This is a genomic window from Photorhabdus heterorhabditis (assembly GCF_001280945.1).
GTDB lineage: Bacteria > Pseudomonadota > Gammaproteobacteria > Enterobacterales > Enterobacteriaceae > Photorhabdus > Photorhabdus heterorhabditis.
In genome coordinates this window covers 23233-40758 of record NZ_LJCS01000022.1, presented here as the reverse complement: position 1 = coordinate 40758, position 17526 = coordinate 23233, and the positions used below count along the sequence as shown (strand labels likewise).

General features: G+C 43.1%; 14 protein-coding genes and 3 pseudogenes. 9 read left to right on the top strand and 8 right to left on the bottom strand.

Annotation, left to right across the window (positions count from 1 at the left end; genetic code table 11):
- Window positions 1-19: 19 nt before the first annotated feature.
- The gene (locus AM629_RS09795; RefSeq protein ID WP_072161858.1) at window positions 20-1012 is read right to left on the bottom strand and encodes a serine/threonine protein kinase; all 993 of its coding nucleotides are present in this window, start codon (window positions 1010-1012) and stop codon (window positions 20-22) included.
- Window positions 1013-1027: 15 nt separating this feature from the next.
- A pseudogene (locus AM629_RS22125) lies at window positions 1028-1165 on the bottom strand (DUF1040 family protein); the annotation flags it as partial.
- A 239-nt stretch (window positions 1166-1404) separates the two neighbouring features.
- Here AM629_RS22125 and mobA point away from each other — a divergent pair.
- A pseudogene (mobA, locus tag AM629_RS24560) lies at window positions 1405-1983 on the top strand (molybdenum cofactor guanylyltransferase MobA); the annotation flags it as partial.
- Window positions 1984-1992: 9 nt separating this feature from the next.
- Window positions 1993-2514, top strand: a complete 522-nt coding sequence (mobB, locus tag AM629_RS24555; protein WP_235525445.1) for a molybdopterin-guanine dinucleotide biosynthesis protein MobB — start codon at window positions 1993-1995, stop codon at window positions 2512-2514.
- A gap of 106 nt (window positions 2515-2620) precedes the next feature.
- On the opposite strand, the gene AM629_RS09785 is transcribed toward mobB, so the two are convergent.
- The 6 genes and pseudogenes from AM629_RS09785 to AM629_RS09765 all read right to left on the bottom strand — a co-directional run bounded on the left by AM629_RS09785 (window position 2621) and on the right by AM629_RS09765 (window position 9462).
- Entirely contained in the window at window positions 2621-4012 is a 1392-nt protein-coding gene (locus tag AM629_RS09785; protein WP_054478462.1) for an amidohydrolase family protein, read from the bottom strand.
- Window positions 4013-4433: 421 nt separating this feature from the next.
- Window positions 4434-4745, bottom strand: a pseudogene (locus AM629_RS23005) (Rpn family recombination-promoting nuclease/putative transposase); the annotation flags it as partial.
- A gap of 134 nt (window positions 4746-4879) precedes the next feature.
- Window positions 4880-5794, bottom strand: a complete 915-nt coding sequence (locus AM629_RS09780) for an Rpn family recombination-promoting nuclease/putative transposase (RefSeq protein ID WP_054478459.1) — start codon at window positions 5792-5794, stop codon at window positions 4880-4882.
- 165 nt (window positions 5795-5959) lie between these two features.
- Window positions 5960-7312, bottom strand: coding sequence for a glutathione-disulfide reductase (gene gorA, locus AM629_RS09775; RefSeq protein WP_149616118.1), 1353 nt, complete (start codon window positions 7310-7312; stop codon window positions 5960-5962).
- A gap of 111 nt (window positions 7313-7423) precedes the next feature.
- Window positions 7424-8266, bottom strand: coding sequence for a 23S rRNA (adenine(2030)-N(6))-methyltransferase RlmJ (locus tag AM629_RS09770; protein WP_054478455.1), 843 nt, complete (start codon window positions 8264-8266; stop codon window positions 7424-7426).
- Between the two features lie 677 nt (window positions 8267-8943).
- The gene (locus AM629_RS09765; protein WP_036772379.1) at window positions 8944-9462 is read right to left on the bottom strand and encodes an Hcp family type VI secretion system effector; all 519 of its coding nucleotides are present in this window, start codon (window positions 9460-9462) and stop codon (window positions 8944-8946) included.
- Between the two features lie 923 nt (window positions 9463-10385).
- Here AM629_RS09765 and tssB point away from each other — a divergent pair.
- Genes tssB through tssJ form a run of 7 tightly spaced genes read left to right on the top strand, consistent with a single transcriptional unit; the run spans window position 10386 to window position 17526 of the window.
- Window positions 10386-10883 carry a type VI secretion system contractile sheath small subunit gene (gene tssB, locus AM629_RS09760; RefSeq protein ID WP_036772378.1) on the top strand — a complete coding sequence of 166 codons (498 nt, stop codon included), beginning with the start codon at window positions 10386-10388 and terminating at the stop codon, window positions 10881-10883.
- A 23-nt stretch (window positions 10884-10906) separates the two neighbouring features.
- On the top strand, window positions 10907-12385 hold the full coding sequence (gene tssC / locus AM629_RS09755) for a type VI secretion system contractile sheath large subunit (protein ID WP_036772377.1): 1479 nt from the start codon (window positions 10907-10909) through the stop codon (window positions 12383-12385).
- 6 nt (window positions 12386-12391) lie between these two features.
- Window positions 12392-12832 carry a type VI secretion system baseplate subunit TssE gene (gene tssE / locus AM629_RS09750; protein WP_036772376.1) on the top strand — a complete coding sequence of 147 codons (441 nt, stop codon included), beginning with the start codon at window positions 12392-12394 and terminating at the stop codon, window positions 12830-12832.
- A gap of 1 nt (window position 12833) precedes the next feature.
- Window positions 12834-14663, top strand: coding sequence for a type VI secretion system baseplate subunit TssF (gene tssF, locus AM629_RS09745; RefSeq protein WP_036772375.1), 1830 nt, complete (start codon window positions 12834-12836; stop codon window positions 14661-14663).
- Window positions 14627-15676 carry a type VI secretion system baseplate subunit TssG gene (gene tssG, locus AM629_RS09740; protein ID WP_054478453.1) on the top strand — a complete coding sequence of 350 codons (1050 nt, stop codon included), beginning with the start codon at window positions 14627-14629 and terminating at the stop codon, window positions 15674-15676. The genes tssF and tssG overlap by 37 nt, the downstream gene beginning before the upstream one ends.
- Before the next feature lie 6 nt (window positions 15677-15682).
- Complete coding sequence (gene tagH, locus AM629_RS09735; protein ID WP_054478451.1) at window positions 15683-16969, top strand: type VI secretion system-associated FHA domain protein TagH; 1287 nt, start codon at window positions 15683-15685, stop codon at window positions 16967-16969.
- A complete protein-coding gene (gene tssJ, locus AM629_RS09730) occupies window positions 16969-17526 on the top strand; it encodes a type VI secretion system lipoprotein TssJ (RefSeq protein ID WP_054478449.1) in 558 nt (185 codons plus the stop codon). Before tagH ends, tssJ begins: the two co-directional genes overlap by 1 nt.

Sequence of the window (17526 nt, the reverse complement as noted above, 5' to 3'; positions counted from 1 at the left end):
ACTATCTCCATAATAAACATTAATACATTGGGCTAAGCTGCAAAGGAGGCTCCTGTAACAACTTAATCTGTTCAGAAAAAAGTGACGTCTGTTTTAGCCAAAAATCGGTGTCTGCCATCCAAGGAAATGCCTTGGGAAAAGCAGGGTCCTGCCAACGGCGAGCTACCCATGCCAAATAATAGACCATTCTCATAGCCCGCAATGGTTCTATTAATGACAACTCTTTTGGGTCAAAATTCGTAAACTCACTATAAGATTCCAGCAGAATATCTAACTGTAATAACTGTTCCTGACGGGAACCATGAAACAACATCCATAAATCCTGCATTGCAGGGCCATTACGCGCATCATCAAGATCAACAAACCAGGCTTCGTCACGCCACAGGATATTACCCGGATGGCAGTCACCATGAAGCCTCAATATTTGCCAATCTTCACGCCAATTTGATTCCACGATGTTTATCAGATCATCCAATATCGCTAAAAATTGTACTTTCTGTTTCGAAGGAACTAATTCACATTCAGCCAAAAAATGTCGTGGCTGATACAGATACTCATTTAACCCGATAGTTGGGCGAGTTGTGAATTTTTGCTGGTAACCAATCTGATGAATTCTACCCAGCAAACGCCCTACATCTTCTAACTGAAAGAGATTATCGGATTCATACTGGCGGCCACCGATGCTTGGAAAAACAGCAAAAAAGAAATCTTTAAAAGTCAGTACAGTTTGTTGATCAAAGACCAACGGCGCCGCAATCGGTAAATCAGCCTGTTGTAGTGCCAGGGAGAAATCATGTTCTTCCTGAATCTGCTGCCGATCCCAGCGCAATGGCCGATAAAATTTCACAACATAACGTTTACGCTCTTCATCTGTAAATTGATAAACACGGTTCTCATAACTGTTTAGTTCTGTCAGCCCGGAATCTATATATAATCCAGTCTGCGTCAATGCATCCATAATCAAATCCGGTGTTAATTCCCGGAAATTAAAAGCCGCCTGATTTGTTAACACACTCTACTCTCTTGATTAATCTGTCATAATGCCACGAGCATGCAATAACGCGGTTTTAAAATCTACTTCATCATCTTTTTTTAGCCCCGGAATTTCTACCGTTGCCTCCAAGCCGCGCATTTTCAAGTGATAAATCAAAACATCATCAGTCAAAGCTCATTGATTTCATTAAGCCGATGAGATTGCATATCAAATTTCTTATAAACAACCTATACAAATTAGCAGGGATAGCTCCCCAGAGAAAGAATTGCTCTGTCAATAAGCGTAAAGGTCACTCTTTTATCAGTAAGTTATACGGTAATGATCGTTTTAAAAACGCTAAGTTAAACTCAGATAACCAATCCGAAAAAGGTTATATTGGTGGCAATAAGCGCGTTATTGATAGAAACATTATGCAACCAAAAATAAGCGGTGTGATCCTCGCAGGTGGTCGAGCGACTCGTATGGGCGGGAATGATAAAGGACTCATCCTTTTAAATGGACTACCTCTGTATCAACATATTGCAAATAAGCTGCACCCACAGGTAGATGAATTAATTCTCAACGCTAACCAGAATCTGGAAATTTACCACCAAAGTCGTTACCAAGTTGTCACTGATCTAACACCAGATTTCTCTGGGCCATTAGCTGGAATGTTAGCAACATTGAAATCAGCCAGTCATGATTGGGTGGTATTTGTTCCTTGTGATGTGCCGGATTTCCCGGCTGATTTAGTCGCCCGCTTATGGCAAGGCAAGCAACACGCATTGGCAGCCTATGCAGATGATGGCAACCGCCCTCACCCTACCCTCGCTTTACTACACCGCAGTTTGCTATCCCAATTGGGAAATTATCTGGCTAATGGTGATCGTAAGCTAATGTTATTTATGTATAAAATAGGAGCAATAGCCGTTCAGTTTGCTGATAATCCAGCTGCTTTTACCAATCTGAATACTCCAGAAGAATACCAAAATTGGGAGCATATACAGGAGATAAAAAAAATGAGTACAAAACCACCTCTTCCACTACTTGGTATCACAGCATACAGCGGTACAGGAAAAACCACGCTTCTCAAGAAAGTAATCCCATTATTACGTCAACAGCAAATTCGAGTTGGTCTGATAAAACACACTCATCATGATATGGATGTAGATAAACCGGGCAAAGACAGTTATGAACTACGCAAAGCCGGTGCTGAACAAACCCTGATCGCCAACCAACAACGCTGGGCGTTAATGACAGAAATATCAGATTCGCAGGCATTGGACCTGAGCTATCTTGCCAACCGCTTTGACTCAGACTCTCTGGATCTAATCTTAGTAGAAGGCTTCAAAGATGAGCCAATTAATAAGATCGCGCTATACCGCCGTATTATTAACCGGCCATTAAGCGATCTTCTTGATCAACATGTGATTGCGGTTGCCAGTGATGAAAAATTAGAGACAACCCTGCCACAACTGAATATCAATCAACCTGAACAGGTAGCTGATTTTATTGTGAAGTGGCTGAATATAGAACATTAAATGGTTTCCGCCTGTGATAAGGAACATAACAGCACGCTAAAACACAGGCAGAAGACCAAAAACAACCATTGCAGAGTAATTATCAGCTTACTTCATCCTCTCTAGCTCAAGCCATGACTACCGTACCCGCCACCAGACGTCCTTGATGGAATGTTGCTTGACGGGCTGGTAACCGCGCCACCGCTTCAGCAGAACAACTGGCTGCTACCAGAACAAATTCAGCCTTATCACCCGCCTGCGGCCAAACACGCTGGCCTCGATCGTTAAGCGGTAGCACACCACCAGTAGCAATAGCCATAGCACGAGAAAGATGATATTCATCAGAACCATGGTACAACTGCGCGTATAGATTAGCCTTTTCTAACATGTCACCAGTGCCGAATGGCGACCAGTGATCGATCACACTGTCAGTACCGGTCATAATAAATACCCCTTTGGATCTGAGTTGCGGCAATGGCATCATCAAGCTGCCGATCGGCACTGTAGAGGCAATAGTGATTTGCTGCTCTGCCAAACGAGCAGCAGTTTCTATCAGCTGACTTTCGTCTAGAGTAGTCAACGCGAAGGCATGACTAATTGTCACCTTGCCACGCAAACTTGGTGTCTTTTCCACTATATCAATCATGTAATTAATGGCAGCAACACCTGCCGGGCTGATCTCATGCAAATGAATATCTACACCAGCATTATTGTCCAATGCGATCTGGAACATGGTATCCAGTGATTTCTCCATCGCTGCATCCACATTAGTCGGGTCCAATCCACCAACGTATTGCACACCCATTTGCATCGCCTCGCGCATTAACTCTTCTACTCTGGAATGCAACAGACCATGCTGCGGGAAAGCAACGATCTCACAAGTGAAATCATCACGATGGTTCTCCAACGCATACTGCAAATGTTCTAGACTTTTCAAACCACTAACTGGATCGATATTGCAATGGCTGCGCGCCACTGTGCTACCCTTAGATTGCAGTAGAGCAATTAGGCCCTCTGCCCGTTGCTGCGAAGTGGGTAGCAGTTTGGGGAGCAACGTTTGTTCCAGGGTAATCATATCCATAATAGTTTTACCCTGGTTCAGTCGCGGTGCCTGCCACGGGCCACCGTAGAAAGTCTTATCCAAATGAATGTGCATATCGCGAAAGGCGGGCAACAGCAACTTCCCTTGTGCCTGATAGCACGGCAGGTTCATGTTAAACAGCGTACCCGCAGCATGAATAGCAGCTATCCGACCATCTTTAATTTCCAACGTATAAAGCGCAGTACGAGTGCCAATCACAGTATCGCCCTCATACTCAAATCCCTCCTCCAACAGCACATCACTCAAATAGTAATAGCAATCAGTAAGGGTAGTCTGCACCTGTGATGTGCTAGATAAAACGGCTGGCGGCATCGCCTGCGCTATCCCTCCTGTTAGAGAGATAACCGCACAAGCGGTGGTAAGTTTACCTGTTTGACCAAGAAAATCCCTGCGGCTTTGATGTTGAAGTTTTTCCACATTCAATTCCTTACTTAAAAAAATTGCCTCAAAAAATGCCAGGCAATTGTGAGTTTTGAAAGGATATTTCCCAGAACTTAAAACATATATATAGACAAGTTTCCAACAGTATCACAACCCATTCTTACAAAATTGCGGTGTAACAACGGAAAGCTCGATGAGCCATATGGATAAGGAAGCGTTAATTCTGGTTTCACAGAAAAAAATACAGAGGATGGAGTTTGTAACAGAGTCTTGTGGAAATTCGCCAAATACTGCTTTTGGCACAATCTAGCAAACATATTATTATTTTCATCGGCTTGTAACAGGAGTTGATAAAACCGTCCATTCTAATGTCGACCGTAGTTGGCCAAACAAGCCCTTAGATCTATGCCATGCGCATTTATACACAACACCTTTTGATAAAGACTTTCAGTGAGAATTAGCGGTGTATTTGTTCAAGCTCGTTTTGGCTCAGGCCAGTGGTTTTCATCACTGTTTCACGATCGACTCCGCTACTCAGTAATGCATGCGCGATTTTTAGAGTCGCCTCTTGGCATCCTTCTTGAAATCCTTCTCGGAACCCTTTCTGCTCCAGTTTCTGTGCTATTGTCATCAGTACCTCCTCATACTCCGGGGACGACTATGCCAGTCGCCGGATAAAACCCTCTGGATAGGCGATATCTCCCACCTATAACAGGTAGTTATATACGCTTTTTAGCTGATTATCCGTGTCGATAGTGACAACAAACAAATCTTCAATTTTATTTAAGGGCCGAATGACAGAACAATTATGGTCATGAACTTACCCAAATAACGTACCATTTCTATGCATTGCATGCATTTACGCATGCATCTCTACACCAATGGAGACTCTCTAGCACGAAATTAGTGGCGTATTTGCTCAAGCTCATTCTCGCTCAGACCAGTGGTTTTCATCACTGTTTCACGATCGACTCCGCTGCCCAGCAATGCATGAGCGATTTTTAGAGTCGCCTCTTGACGTCCTTCTTGACGCCCTTCTTGACGCCCTTCTTGACGTCCTTTCTGCTCCAGTTTTTGCGCTATTGTCATCAGCACCTCCTCATACTTCGGGGACTGTTCTGCCAGTCGCCGGATAAACCCCTCTGGGTCGGCGGTATCTCCCGCCTGTAACAAGTAGTTTAACACGCTTTTCAACTGCTCATCGGTATAGTAGTCATACGCTAGCAGCACAACCAGCTCTTGCAACCGCTCTGCCATATCACGCTGTCGGATATGCTTTTGTACCATCTCTAACAACGCAATCCGTTTGTGCGTCAAGATTTCATCGTCCGGGATCACCGTCACATCCACCAAGGGAAACATTGTGGAATAGACTTCCTTCGCCAATACCGGATCATTGAAGCAATCGAACCAGTTGGTACTCCACGGATACGGACGTTTTTTCCCATGATAGAATAATATCGGGATAACCAATGGTAATTTTTCATGTCCCCGTTCCAGATGTCGCTGCATTGCTGAAATACTATAGCGCATCAGCCGGAATGCCATCATCTTGTCTGGAGAACTCTGGTGTTCGATCACGCAGTACACATAACCGTCACCCTGCGCCGTTTTCAGCGAATATAGGATATCGGAATAATGCGCACGTAGATCATCCTCAATAAACGACTCTGGTTCCAACCGGAGTGTACCAAGATCACAAACTGCCCGTAATCCTACCGGCAAGTGTATCTCCAGAAAGTCCCTGGCAGTATCCACATGACTTAAAAATTTTTTAAAAACAGCATCATGTGGCGTTGGTGTATTTTTTCTCTTCATAGATGAATGGTAGCATATTTTCTTTTATGTTGAAGAAATATTAAGCAAAAAAGCAGCCTCCACTCTTATCCTTAGGAGAGATTGATAATCTAAAGACCGGATAACCCGGCCTTTGAAAATATTTTCCAGAGGAAGAAAAGGATTAAAGGTAAGTTTTCGGCAACATCATCGCATCGTGACAAACTCTTCCGCCGCAGTTGGATGAATTGCCACAGTGTTGTCAAAGTCTTTCTTAGTTGCCCCCATCTTCAATGCAACAGCAAAACCTTGCAACATTTCATCCATCCCAAAACCGATACCGTGAATGCCAACAATCTTCTCTTCCGGTCCGACACACACTAGTTTCATCCGGCATGGTTGGCGATGTTGAGTGACAGCGGTATACATCGCAGTGAAAGAAGATTGATATGTTTTCACCTGATCTTCGCCAAATTGCTCTTTCGCCTGCGGCTCAGTTAACCCCACAGTCCCAATCGGTGGATGACTGAATACGACGGTTGGAATATTAGTGTAATCCAAATGCTCTTCCGGCTTATTATTAAACAAGCGTTCAGACAAGCGACGACCGGCGGCCACTGCAACAGGCGTTAGCTCCACCGCTCCCGTATTGTCACCTACAGCATAAATGCCTTTCACATTGGTATTCTGATATTTATCAACCTTAATATAGCCTTTTCCATTCAATTCAATACCCGTTACTGACAGATTCAGATTATCTGTTGCCGGTTCACGACCAATAGCCCAGATCAGGGTATCAACTGTCTGCTCTTTGCCATTTTGCAGTTGCAAAGTCAGACTACCATCTGCATTTTTAATCACTGCTTTTGGCACAGATTCAGTATGTAAAGTAGGCCCTTCTGTATTAATAATTTCCAATAGTGTTTCAACAACCATCGGGTCAAAAGAGCGCAATGGCGCATGTTGACGCACAAACAGATGAGTTTCACTACCAAGTGCATACAATACGCCGGCAATTTCCACCGCAATATAACCCGCACCAACAACCGCTACCCGTTTTGGCATCTCTGTCAGTTCAAAGAAGCCATCAGAATCAATACCATATTCCACACCTGGTACATCAGGGCGTATAGGACGACCCCCCGTCGCAATCAAAATATGATCTGCGGTGATTTCTTCACCATTCACTTCAACAGTATGTGCATCAACAAAACGAGCGAAACCTTGGATCACATCAACTTTATTGTTACCCAAACCACGTTCATAAGACTGGTGAATACGATCAATATAAGCAGTACGACTGGCAATCAGTGTCTTCCAGTTAAAGTGGTTAACTGTGGTATCAAAGCCGTAATCTGGCCCGTACTGGTGAATAGACTCAGCAATTTGTGCTGCATGCCACATCACTTTCTTTGGTACACACCCCACATTGACGCAAGTTCCACCTAATGCCTTAGCTTCAATCAGGGCACATTTTTGTCCGTACATAGCCGCACGGTTAATTGATGCAATGCCACCGCTGCCACCACCAATCGCTATATAGTCGTAATGTTTGCTCATCTGGATCGTTTCCATCTAATCAGTTTAGGGGGGTTAATACCCGAAAGCCTATTATGGCAAAAAATATCAAGTAGTCGTGATGGTTCTGGCTCTTTCTGCCATTGTTAAAAGCTATTCTGGTGCAATCCATTTAACCATAGTGTGACCGGTCCCTTCAGGAACCAGCACCTGATGTAACCACGGCAACACCGATTTCATCTGCTGTTCCAATTTCCAAGGGGGATTAATCACGATCATGCCAGAAGCAGTCATCCCCCGCTGATCGCTATCAGGACGAACAGCCAACTCAATTTGTAGAATACGGCGAATGCCCGTTGCTTCTAGATCTTTAACCAAGCGTTTAATCTGCTGGCGTAATACCACCGGATACCACAACGCATAAACACCCGTTGCAAAACGCTTATAACCTTCCTGAATTCCCCTAACAACCATCTGGTAATCAGATTTCAGTTCATAAGATGGATCAATAAGAATAAATCCGCGGCGGTTCTGTGGGGGCAATTGTGATTTTAATTGCTGATAACCATCTTCACGCACAACCCTGGAACGGTTATCACGGGAGAATTCATTACGTAATAAAGGAAAGTCACTCGGATGTAATTCAGTCAGATTGAGCTTATCATTCTGCCGTAACAAATGTTGGGCAATGAAAGGCGATCCCGGATAGTAACGTAAATTGCCACTCGGATTCAGCGCAGCTACTGCACTCATATAAACTTTCAATTCCTGCGGTAAATCTTCACGCTGCCAGACGCGAGCAACCCCTTCCAGATACTCACCGGTACGTTCAGCATATTCACCGCTGAGTTGATAGCGACCTGCACCAGCATGTGTATCCAGATAGAGAAAAGGTTTTTCCTTTTCTTTAAGCGATTCAATGATCAGGCTTTGTACAGTATGTTTCAGCACATCGGCATGATTACCGGCATGAAAACTGTGACGATAACTTAGCATTAGGTTTAAGACCCCAGAGCAGAGATAGAGATTGCTTGTCAGATGGAGTATCTGACAATTAAAAACCCATCTCAGTAGATGAGACAGATGGTAAGGCGTCATTATAGCCCTATTAACCACAAAAATGGCAGAACTCTGAATCTGAACCCCCGAAAACAAAAACCTGTCAGATTAGTTATAATTTAGGATAAGTTAAAAGTTTAACCCGGAAAAAATATGACATCCAAAAAAATGATATTACCTACATTCCAACCGACAATCATAAGTAATTCTTATGAAAAATAAATAACCAAAGGTTGTGCAATCAAACACAAGTATTGAGTAACAACTGAAATATGAAAATTTCTATGAATGATGCTCGGCAAGTTGTCAATCTGAAACAAACACCGAAAAACGTTGGCACCTACTAATGACCAAGAAAAATAGCTAAAAAAGAACAAAAAAGCAGTTGAGAAAAGAAAATATGACTAAATATTAACGAAACAGTTAAATAATTCCATTAAATAATCCCGTTAAATAAACATGTAAAGAAAGTAGAAAATAAAAAGAAGAAAAGAAAGAAATAAACTGAAAAAAAATTGAAGAAGGTTATTAACAATCTTCAATTTCAATAAATAAAAATTAAGATTTTCAGCCAATGGAGAAACACTCCATCGGCTGAATAATTATATTACCTATCAGGCAACAATAGGTGCGCGCCAGTCATCTGCACCAGAAGTACCCGCAGTTGTATGTTCCCAAGTAATCTTACGATAAGACAGAGAAACACGAACTAATTGAGTAAATTCAGATTTTGTTGGGTCCTGACAATGTGGCATTTTGCAATCAATGTCGATAATAGTGGCATCTTCCAACTGAGTCGTAAAGAAATGCTCTTGTTTACCTTCAACAGAAGTGCGATACCATTTCAATTCCACTTTTGTCAGCATTTCACCAGAAGCCAATGCATTATAAAGCAATGGAACAGATTTATTTAATGCAACGGTAAAGCGGAATGGTTTATGAGCACGCTGACCTGAAGGCTGACCAGATTGAGGGTCAGTAGGTACAGTAACTACGTGATCAAATTCCTGAACCAGCATTTCATCCTCGTGCCCCTGAACGAAAATATTACCCACTGATTCAGCAGTGAATGAACCAGCTGTAATATTACCCTGGGTTTTTCCATCGATGGAAATATAACATGGAGTTGGCATGAAAATATCCTTTAAGAGATTGTGTCAAAATTAACGTAGTGTTCATATTACTTTCAGTAGTGATTATTTCATCTTGGAAAAAATCACTTACAAATACATTGAACACTGAAATGAATAATAAATACCAATCAGCTCATTTCAAAATAAAATCTAAATTGCAAAATAGTGCACCTGTCACAATCAAATAAAAATATTAAAATCAACACCAATACAACATAAAAATTTAAAAAAACAAAACATTAAGAACAATTAACTAAAAGAAATAATTGCACTCGGCAGAAAATTCACATATCTATATGAAATACAATGATTTTAACAAATAAAACCAAAAATATTTTTTGGTCAATTAGAAAATGATAAGTAGATCAAAAAATTCAACTTTATCACTCAGTTAATAACGGAGATAATATTTACAATGCGAAATTAACTCCAAAATGTAAATGAAAATACACTTAGAAACACTTTGTTACACAATGAAACAAAAAATCATTAAATTCCCATAAATACAAAGAAATAGATACGTCCCTTACCTATATAGTGGGATTTATAAATGATCAAAAAAAACACCAAATCGTAAATTATTGCCAAATCTAATAAAATTATCAAAGGTCTGAATAAAGAGGTATATCTACATATGTTTTAGCTTTACAATAAAAAAACAAAATGCGAAACTCTGCTTTGCAGAGCGGTCTATATTGATGCTATTGCTCGATGAGTAAGAATATTCTGAATTCGTCTTTATCTATATGCTAATAAAAGTCGACTTACTATCCAATTCAATGCAGTGAATCCCCCGTTATTTTATCCGGGGGGAATTTTATGTTCTCTGCCACATATAGGTAGGTATCAGGGGCAACTCTCTCATCAATATTGTTATCAAACAATTCCTAATTGCCTAATTGTATTACCCGAAGGATTTTAATATGAGTAAAAATAGCCCAGGTAGTGTAGCGCCAAAGGAAAGGATTAATATCAAGTATGTTCCGAATACTGGCGATCAAGTCGCCGAAATTGAATTACCACTTAATCTACTTATTGTCGGTGATCTGAAAGGAACAAAAGAAGACACGCCAATTGAAGAGCGGCAAGCTGTTTCTGTACACAAAAATAACTTTAATGCCGTGATGAATGAAGCAAATATCAACTTAACATTCAGTGTCCCTAACCGTCTCAATGATAATAGTGGGGATGACCTGCCAGTTAACTTAGAAATAAAATCATTGAATGATTTCTCACCCGATAACGTGGCGAAGAAAGTTCCTGAATTAAATAAGCTTTTAGAACTGCGTGAAGCTCTCGTCGCCTTAAAAGGGCCACTGGGCAATATTCCGGCATTCCGCACCCGTTTACAGGAATTACTGGGTGATGAAAAGGTTCGGGAACAACTTCTAAAAGAACTTGAAATCGTCAACCAAAAGTAATTGGCTAAAAAGGAGTTTTTAACATGTCCTTGCATGAAGAGAGCAGTACAACATTAGCCCCAGGGGCCGCCACCTCTTTGCTTGACGAAATCATGTCTCAAGCAAGAATGACGCCAGAAAATGACGGCTACCATATTGCAAAACAAGGTGTTGCCGCTTTTATCAGCAGCATTTTGGATACAGGCACTAACGAAGAACCTATCAACAAGCTTGTCGTTGACAGAATGATTGTGGAGCTTGATAAAACGCTCAGCACTCAGGTAGATGAAATCATGCACGCCAAAGAATTCCAAGAGCTGGAATCATCATGGCGTTCACTGAAGTTATTGGTTGATCGTACGGATTTCCGTGAAAACATTAAGATCAATATCATCCATGCCACCAAAGAAGAATTACTGGAAGATTTTGAGTTCTCTCCAGAAATCATCCAATCAGGCTTATATAAACATGTTTACTCAACAGGTTATGGTCAGTTTGGTGGTGAGCCAGTTGCCGCAGTCATCGGTAACTACGCCTTTGGTAATAGTTCACCTGATATCAAACTAATGCAATACGTCAGTGCGGTTGGCGCAATGGCTCACGCGCCATTCCTCTCTTCCGTTGCACCTGATTTCTTTGGCATCAGCAGCTTTACAGAACTACCCGCGATCAAAGATCTGAAATCCGTTTTCGAAGGCCCAGCACACACCAAATGGCGTGCACTGCGCGAATCTGAAGATTCACGTTATCTCGGTCTGACAACACCGCGCTTCCTGTTACGTCTGCCATATTCAACAATCGAAAACCCAATTAAAAACTTTAACTACCAAGAAGATGTCAGCAAAGATCACGAGCATTTCCTGTGGGGCAATACCGCTTATCTACTGGCAACCTGCCTGACTGACAGCTTCGCCAAATATCGCTGGTGTCCAAACATTATCGGCCCACAAAGCGGTGGTACTGTCAGCGATCTACCGGTTCACCTGTTCGAAGCAATGGGGCAAATCCAGGCCAAGATCCCAACAGAAGTTTTAATTACTGATCGCCGTGAATTCGAATTGGCGGAAGAAGGTTTTATCACCCTGACGATGCGTAAGGGTAGTGACAATGCGGCCTTCTTCTCTGCCAACTCAGTTCAGAAGCCAAAAGTGTTCCCTAATACCCGCGAAGGGAAAATGGCTGAAACCAACTACAAATTGGGTACTCAACTACCATATATGTTCATTATCAACCGCCTTGCACACTACATCAAAGTATTGCAGCGCGAGCAAATTGGTTCCTGGAAGGAGCGTCAGGATCTGGAACGTGAACTAAATACATGGCTGAAACAGTACATCGCCGATCAAGAAAACCCACCAACAGATGTCCGTAGCCGTCGTCCTCTACGTTCTGCCCAAATTCAGGTTTTGGATGTAGAAGGAGATCCAGGTTGGTATCAGGTGGCAATGCAAGTTCGCCCTCATTTCAAATACATGGGTGCTAGCTTTGAATTGTCACTGGTAGGACGTTTGGATAAGGAATAATCAGTCATGGCTGCGCTGTACAGTTGGAATAGAGAGGGCTCTGCCAGCTTGTTTGAGCGTATTCAGGGGAAGAACTCCGGTTCTTCCCGTCAGTCAAGAATGCGTGAGCTGCTCAACTCCATAAGACGGCACCTGAATAATGTTCTCAATACCCATCCGGGTGCTTGTCAGAGTGCGGTTGATCTCGGCGTTATTGATCTCAATGATGCCACAACCACTGCAACTGACTTTAAACAGAGTATTGAGCAGGCAATAGAGCACTGCATCATAAATTATGAACCAAGAATATCGTCAGTTTCTGTCAGCGCAATCCATGATGACAGTGACCCATTGCTGTTGAGTTTTCACATCAGTGCCCAGGTATCCCTGGATGATATTCATGACGTCGTTGAATTTAACATTCAATTGGATAACAACCGGCGCTATTGCCTGGAGCGGACTCAATAAAATGTCACTTGAAAAATACTTCAGAGAAGAATTGGATTACCTAAGGCAACTGGGGCGGGAAGCCGCAGTTGAACATCCTCATCTCGCTTCATTTTTGTCTGAACAAGGCTCTGACCCGGATGTTGAGCGCCTGCTGGAAGGATTTGCATTTCTTGCCGGTAACTTACGAGCAAAAATTGATGATCAGTTCCCTGAGCTGACCCACGGATTACTGCACATGCTATGGCCAAATTATCTACGGCCAACACCCAGCATGACAATTATCCAGTACACACCCGATGAAAGTGTCGTCACAAAAGCCACACAAGTTAAACGCGGAGTTCAAATCAAGAGCCATCCGCTGGCAGATGATGACGATGATATTTACTCAAATAACACCGATCCGAAAAAAACAGAGATAGACAACCGCTGTACTTTTACTTTATGCCGTGATGTCTGGCTGTTCCCGGTGTCAATCCAAGACATTTCTGTCAATAACAGTAATGAACAAGGTGTCATCGGTTTGAATTTTACCTCAAAGACAGCACTCAACTTACAGGAATTACAACTTGATAAGTTACGTTTTTATCTGAGCGGTGATAACTACAGCAGTACACAACTCTATTTCTGGCTCAGTTACTACCTTGAAGACGCAAAGCTCGTCGTAGGCGATATCACCATTCCATTGCCAGATTTTGATTTCGTTCCAGTTGGTTTTAATCGGGAAGATGCCCTGCTGCCTTACCCCAAAAACGCCTACATGGGTTATCGCATCTTGCAGGAGTATTTCTGCTTTTCTGAAGGTTTCCTGTTTTTTGATGTCACCGGTTTCCCTAAATTACCCGCAGATCTTAAAGCCAGCGATTTCACGCTGAATCTCTATTTCTCGGAGGCACTCCCGCCAGAAATTAAAATCCGCCAAGATACTTTTCGACTGCATTGTGTTCCCGCAATCAACCTGTTCCCAATGGATAGCGAAGCGATTCGATTAGATAACAGCCAAGCTGAATACCCATTGAGGGCTAGCTATAGTCATCCTGATCGTTACGATATTTTCTCCGTTGATAAAGTGGAAAGTTGGCTACTCAATGCCGATGGCACACCCAACCGCACCAAAGGTAGTGAACGGAGTTATGTACCCTTTGAAAGTTTTCATCATCAAATCGAACATGAAAGTGAACTCAATACCCGTTATTTCCGTATCAGGCTCAAAGAATCCCCTTTCCGCAAAGGGCTTGAACACTATATCTCTTTTGTCCGTGGCGATGAGTCCCAGCTTCTGTTAAATAATGAAAATGTCTCTGTCAGACTGACCTGTACCAACCGTGAGTTGCCACTGCAACTACGGGTGGGTGACATTAATTTCCCGTCACTGGGCAGTCCATCATTTGCAACATTCCGCAACATAACCCGGCCATCAGTTCCACTTTATCCATTAATGAGCGGCAAGTTTCACTGGTCCCTTCTTTCCAATATGTCGCTGAATTATATGACATTGCTGGATAAAGATGCACTAAAGCAGGTACTAAGGACCTATGATCTCCCCAGCAGACATAATCGACAATCATCACGGTCATCACAAAAACGGCTAGACGCGATTGAACGGATTGAAACTCAACCAATAGACCGCCTGTTAAAAGGGCTTCCAGTGCGTGGACTAGAATCAACATTGTATATCCGGCAACAAGCTTTCAGCTCTGAAGGTGAGCTCTATCTATTCAGTACCATACTGTCACGCTTCTTTGCATTATATGCCAGCATCAACTCCTTCCACATATTGAAGGTGATCAATTTAGATAATCAGGAATGCTATCAATGGCCGGAACAGATAGGTCAACACGCGTTGATGTAATGGATAAAAACTCATCCGATAATCTGGCACCAGATTTATCAAAATATAACTTTTACCAATTGGTTGAGTTACTTAACCAATTGGCGGTAGCGTGGGAAAAAACAGGTCAAACCAATCGCCCTGACCGAGAATCAATTCGTTTCAAGTCCAGTGCAAGTCTGGCTTTTCCAACCAGAGACGTTGTCTCTGTGAACCGTACCGAGCAAGGCCGTTTTCAGGTGAAAGTCTCCTTTCTTGGATTACACGGCAGCCAGTCTCCTATGCCTGGCTACTACCTTGATTCGTTGGCATGGGAAGAAGCTCAGGACGAAAACCGACTGACTGACTTTTTGAATATTTTCAACCACCGTTCAATCGTCATTCTGCATCAAATCTGGCGGAAATATCGCTATTACATCTGTTTTGACAAGAACGGACTGGATGATTTTTCTCAACGTATGTTTGCGCTGGTAGGGCTTGGCAGTGATGTGAACCGCGCTCACTTGCAGATTAATCACAGCAAAATGTTAGCCTATGCCGGTCTGTTAGCTAGCCCTGGTCGATCGCCGGAAGTGATATCCAGCCTAGTCTCACACTGCTTTGATCTATCGGATGTCACGGTACATAGCTGGCAAATCAGGAAAGTCGCTATCGTTCCATCACAACAAAACCGCTTGGGTGGAATACTGAAAATAAATGGTCAGAAAAAAATTCAACAGTCAGTGCTGGGGGGAAACTTTTGTCTCGGTTCATGGGTGAAGGGTTGCAACGGTAAATTCCTGTTATGCATCAATAACCTCTCTCATGAACACTTTCTATCATTTCTCCCGGATGGCAAGAATTTTCTACCACTGGTGATGTTTATCTGTTTTGTCCTACGCGATCAATTGGCCTGGGATCTACGCCTTGGACTGGCCGAAAACCAAGCTGACGGCATGGTACTTGGCACGAAGCAAAACAATAACCTGGGGTGGACCAGTTTTCTCGGCAAACCGGAAAAGAAACCCTTTATCACAATTTCAGTTGGCAGATAAAGAATTATGGAAAAACAACAACCAACCCTTTCATTACGAGTGCTCAACAGCGATCAACTGGAAAGCGGTAAATCTGCCAGTTGCTTGTTCTCCATTCAAGGCGGCACTGTCGGTAGCAGCGAAAGCCACCTGTGGTCAGTTCAGGATCAGCAGGGCAATATCAATCCGTCACAATTTACTATTCAGTGGCGTGATGGCGCATTCTGCCTGCAAATGATCGCCGGCCCTCTGTTTGTGAATAAATCACCTCTAACCGCCAATGCCGGCCTAATCCGACTGCAACAAGCGGATGAAATTACCGTCGGTAAGCTGGTGATTAAAAGCCATATCAGTTTTTCCGACGCAGATCGGATTGATCCAATGATGGTGTCACCAGAATCACTGGTCTCCAGCTATAGCAATCCATTGGACGCTATGATGGAAAAAACTCCCGTCCAGGATAACGCTTTTACAGAACATCATTCTCTGGCACCAACGATAAACCACGATTTAAACCACGACCCACTTAAGGTTCTCGATAGTGAAAATCTGACCACACTGAGTCAGACACCAATAAGTAACGAAGTAGACCAAAGCCTGCAACAAGGCCGTTACCGCGCACCATTATTTTTCTCTCCCCTCTCAGATAACAGAGGCAATGCTATGGATCGGGATTTTGTTGATTTACCGAGTATCTCTTCACCTTCAAGTGAACAATATCAGGACATGGAGCAACAGCATATTGCTATCACACCGCTGATGCGAGGATTGAACACACAATTACCTTTGCATAACAGCCAGCAGGCCAACGACTTTCTGGAAGAAATGGGTAAAACCATGAAAGCGGCAATTGAAGGTTTACTGGCACTACAGCATGCCCAGCATGGTCTGCGTGATAAACAACTGCGTCCCATCGAAGATAACCCGCTACGGCTAAATATGGATTACAACACCACCATGCAAGTGATGTTCGCTGATCAGAAAAGCCCGGTACATCTTTCTGCACCATCAGCCGTCGCTGAAAGCCTACATAACCTGCAATTGCACTATCAGGCTAACCGGATTGCGATCACTGCCGCATTGAACACGATGCTGGATGCTTTCTCACCAGAACACCTACTGAGCCGTTTTGCCCAATACCGTCGCAGTAATGAGACCCAAGAAAAAGATGCCGCCTGGGCATGGGAAATGTACTCCAGTTACTACCGCGAATTGGCTTCCAGCCGTCAACAGGGATTCGAAAAGCTGTTTGGTGAAGTTTATGAACAAGCTTATGACCGCGCTCTACGCCAAGGTTTAGAGGATACCCAGTAATGAAGCGCTCCGGTGGTAATACCTCATGGTCCGGCATATGGCTTGTATTGCTGGCAGCGCTGATGTTAAGCGGTTGCAGCAGTACATGGCAGGCAACGAAGAAAGTCGGACAGGTTGTCTGGGACCCATCAACGCCTGTCGGTCAACCTGCGGATTTACCTTCCACCGCAGCGATCACTTTGCTAGCAGAGCCTGATATCAACCCCAATAAAAATGGAGAAGCCACTCCGGTTGAAATACACCTGATTTATCTCAGTGAAGATTCTCGTTTGCTTGCTGCGGATTATGACCAGCTTAAAAGTGACGAACTGGATAAAGCGTTGGGGAAAAATTACATCGACCATCAGGATTACACCTTATTGCCGGGGCAATACAAACCACTACCCGTCATCCCGCTGGAAAAAAAGAGCCGTTACATTGGCGTTATCGTTCGCTATGCCGATATCAATCAATCCGAATGGAAAAAAGTTATCCGTGTGAAAGACACGGGACAGCAATACCACATTCTCGTGCACATCAGAGCGAACGAAGTTGAACTTAGAAAAGAGGAGCAATAA

What these genes read in the sequence shown, in the direction of transcription:
- AM629_RS09780 (WP_054478459.1), bottom strand. Translation starts at nt 5,794, where the DNA reads ATGAAGAGAAAAAATACACCAACGCCACATGATGCTGTTTTTAAAAAA.
- tssB (WP_036772378.1), top strand. Translation starts at nt 10,386, where the DNA reads ATGAGTAAAAATAGCCCAGGTAGTGTAGCGCCAAAGGAAAGGATTAAT.
- tssF (WP_036772375.1), top strand. Translation starts at nt 12,834, where the DNA reads ATGTCACTTGAAAAATACTTCAGAGAAGAATTGGATTACCTAAGGCAA.
- tssJ (WP_054478449.1), top strand. Translation starts at nt 16,969, where the DNA reads ATGAAGCGCTCCGGTGGTAATACCTCATGGTCCGGCATATGGCTTGTA.
- tagH (WP_054478451.1), top strand. Translation starts at nt 15,683, where the DNA reads ATGGAAAAACAACAACCAACCCTTTCATTACGAGTGCTCAACAGCGAT.
- AM629_RS09765 (WP_036772379.1), bottom strand. Translation starts at nt 9,462, where the DNA reads ATGCCAACTCCATGTTATATTTCCATCGATGGAAAAACCCAGGGTAAT.
- mobB (WP_235525445.1), top strand. Translation starts at nt 1,993, where the DNA reads ATGAGTACAAAACCACCTCTTCCACTACTTGGTATCACAGCATACAGC.
- AM629_RS09770 (WP_054478455.1), bottom strand. Translation starts at nt 8,266, where the DNA reads ATGCTAAGTTATCGTCACAGTTTTCATGCCGGTAATCATGCCGATGTG.
- tssC (WP_036772377.1), top strand. Translation starts at nt 10,907, where the DNA reads ATGTCCTTGCATGAAGAGAGCAGTACAACATTAGCCCCAGGGGCCGCC.
- tssE (WP_036772376.1), top strand. Translation starts at nt 12,392, where the DNA reads ATGGCTGCGCTGTACAGTTGGAATAGAGAGGGCTCTGCCAGCTTGTTT.
- tssG (WP_054478453.1), top strand. Translation starts at nt 14,627, where the DNA reads ATGGCCGGAACAGATAGGTCAACACGCGTTGATGTAATGGATAAAAAC.
- gorA (WP_149616118.1), bottom strand. Translation starts at nt 7,312, where the DNA reads ATGAGCAAACATTACGACTATATAGCGATTGGTGGTGGCAGCGGTGGC.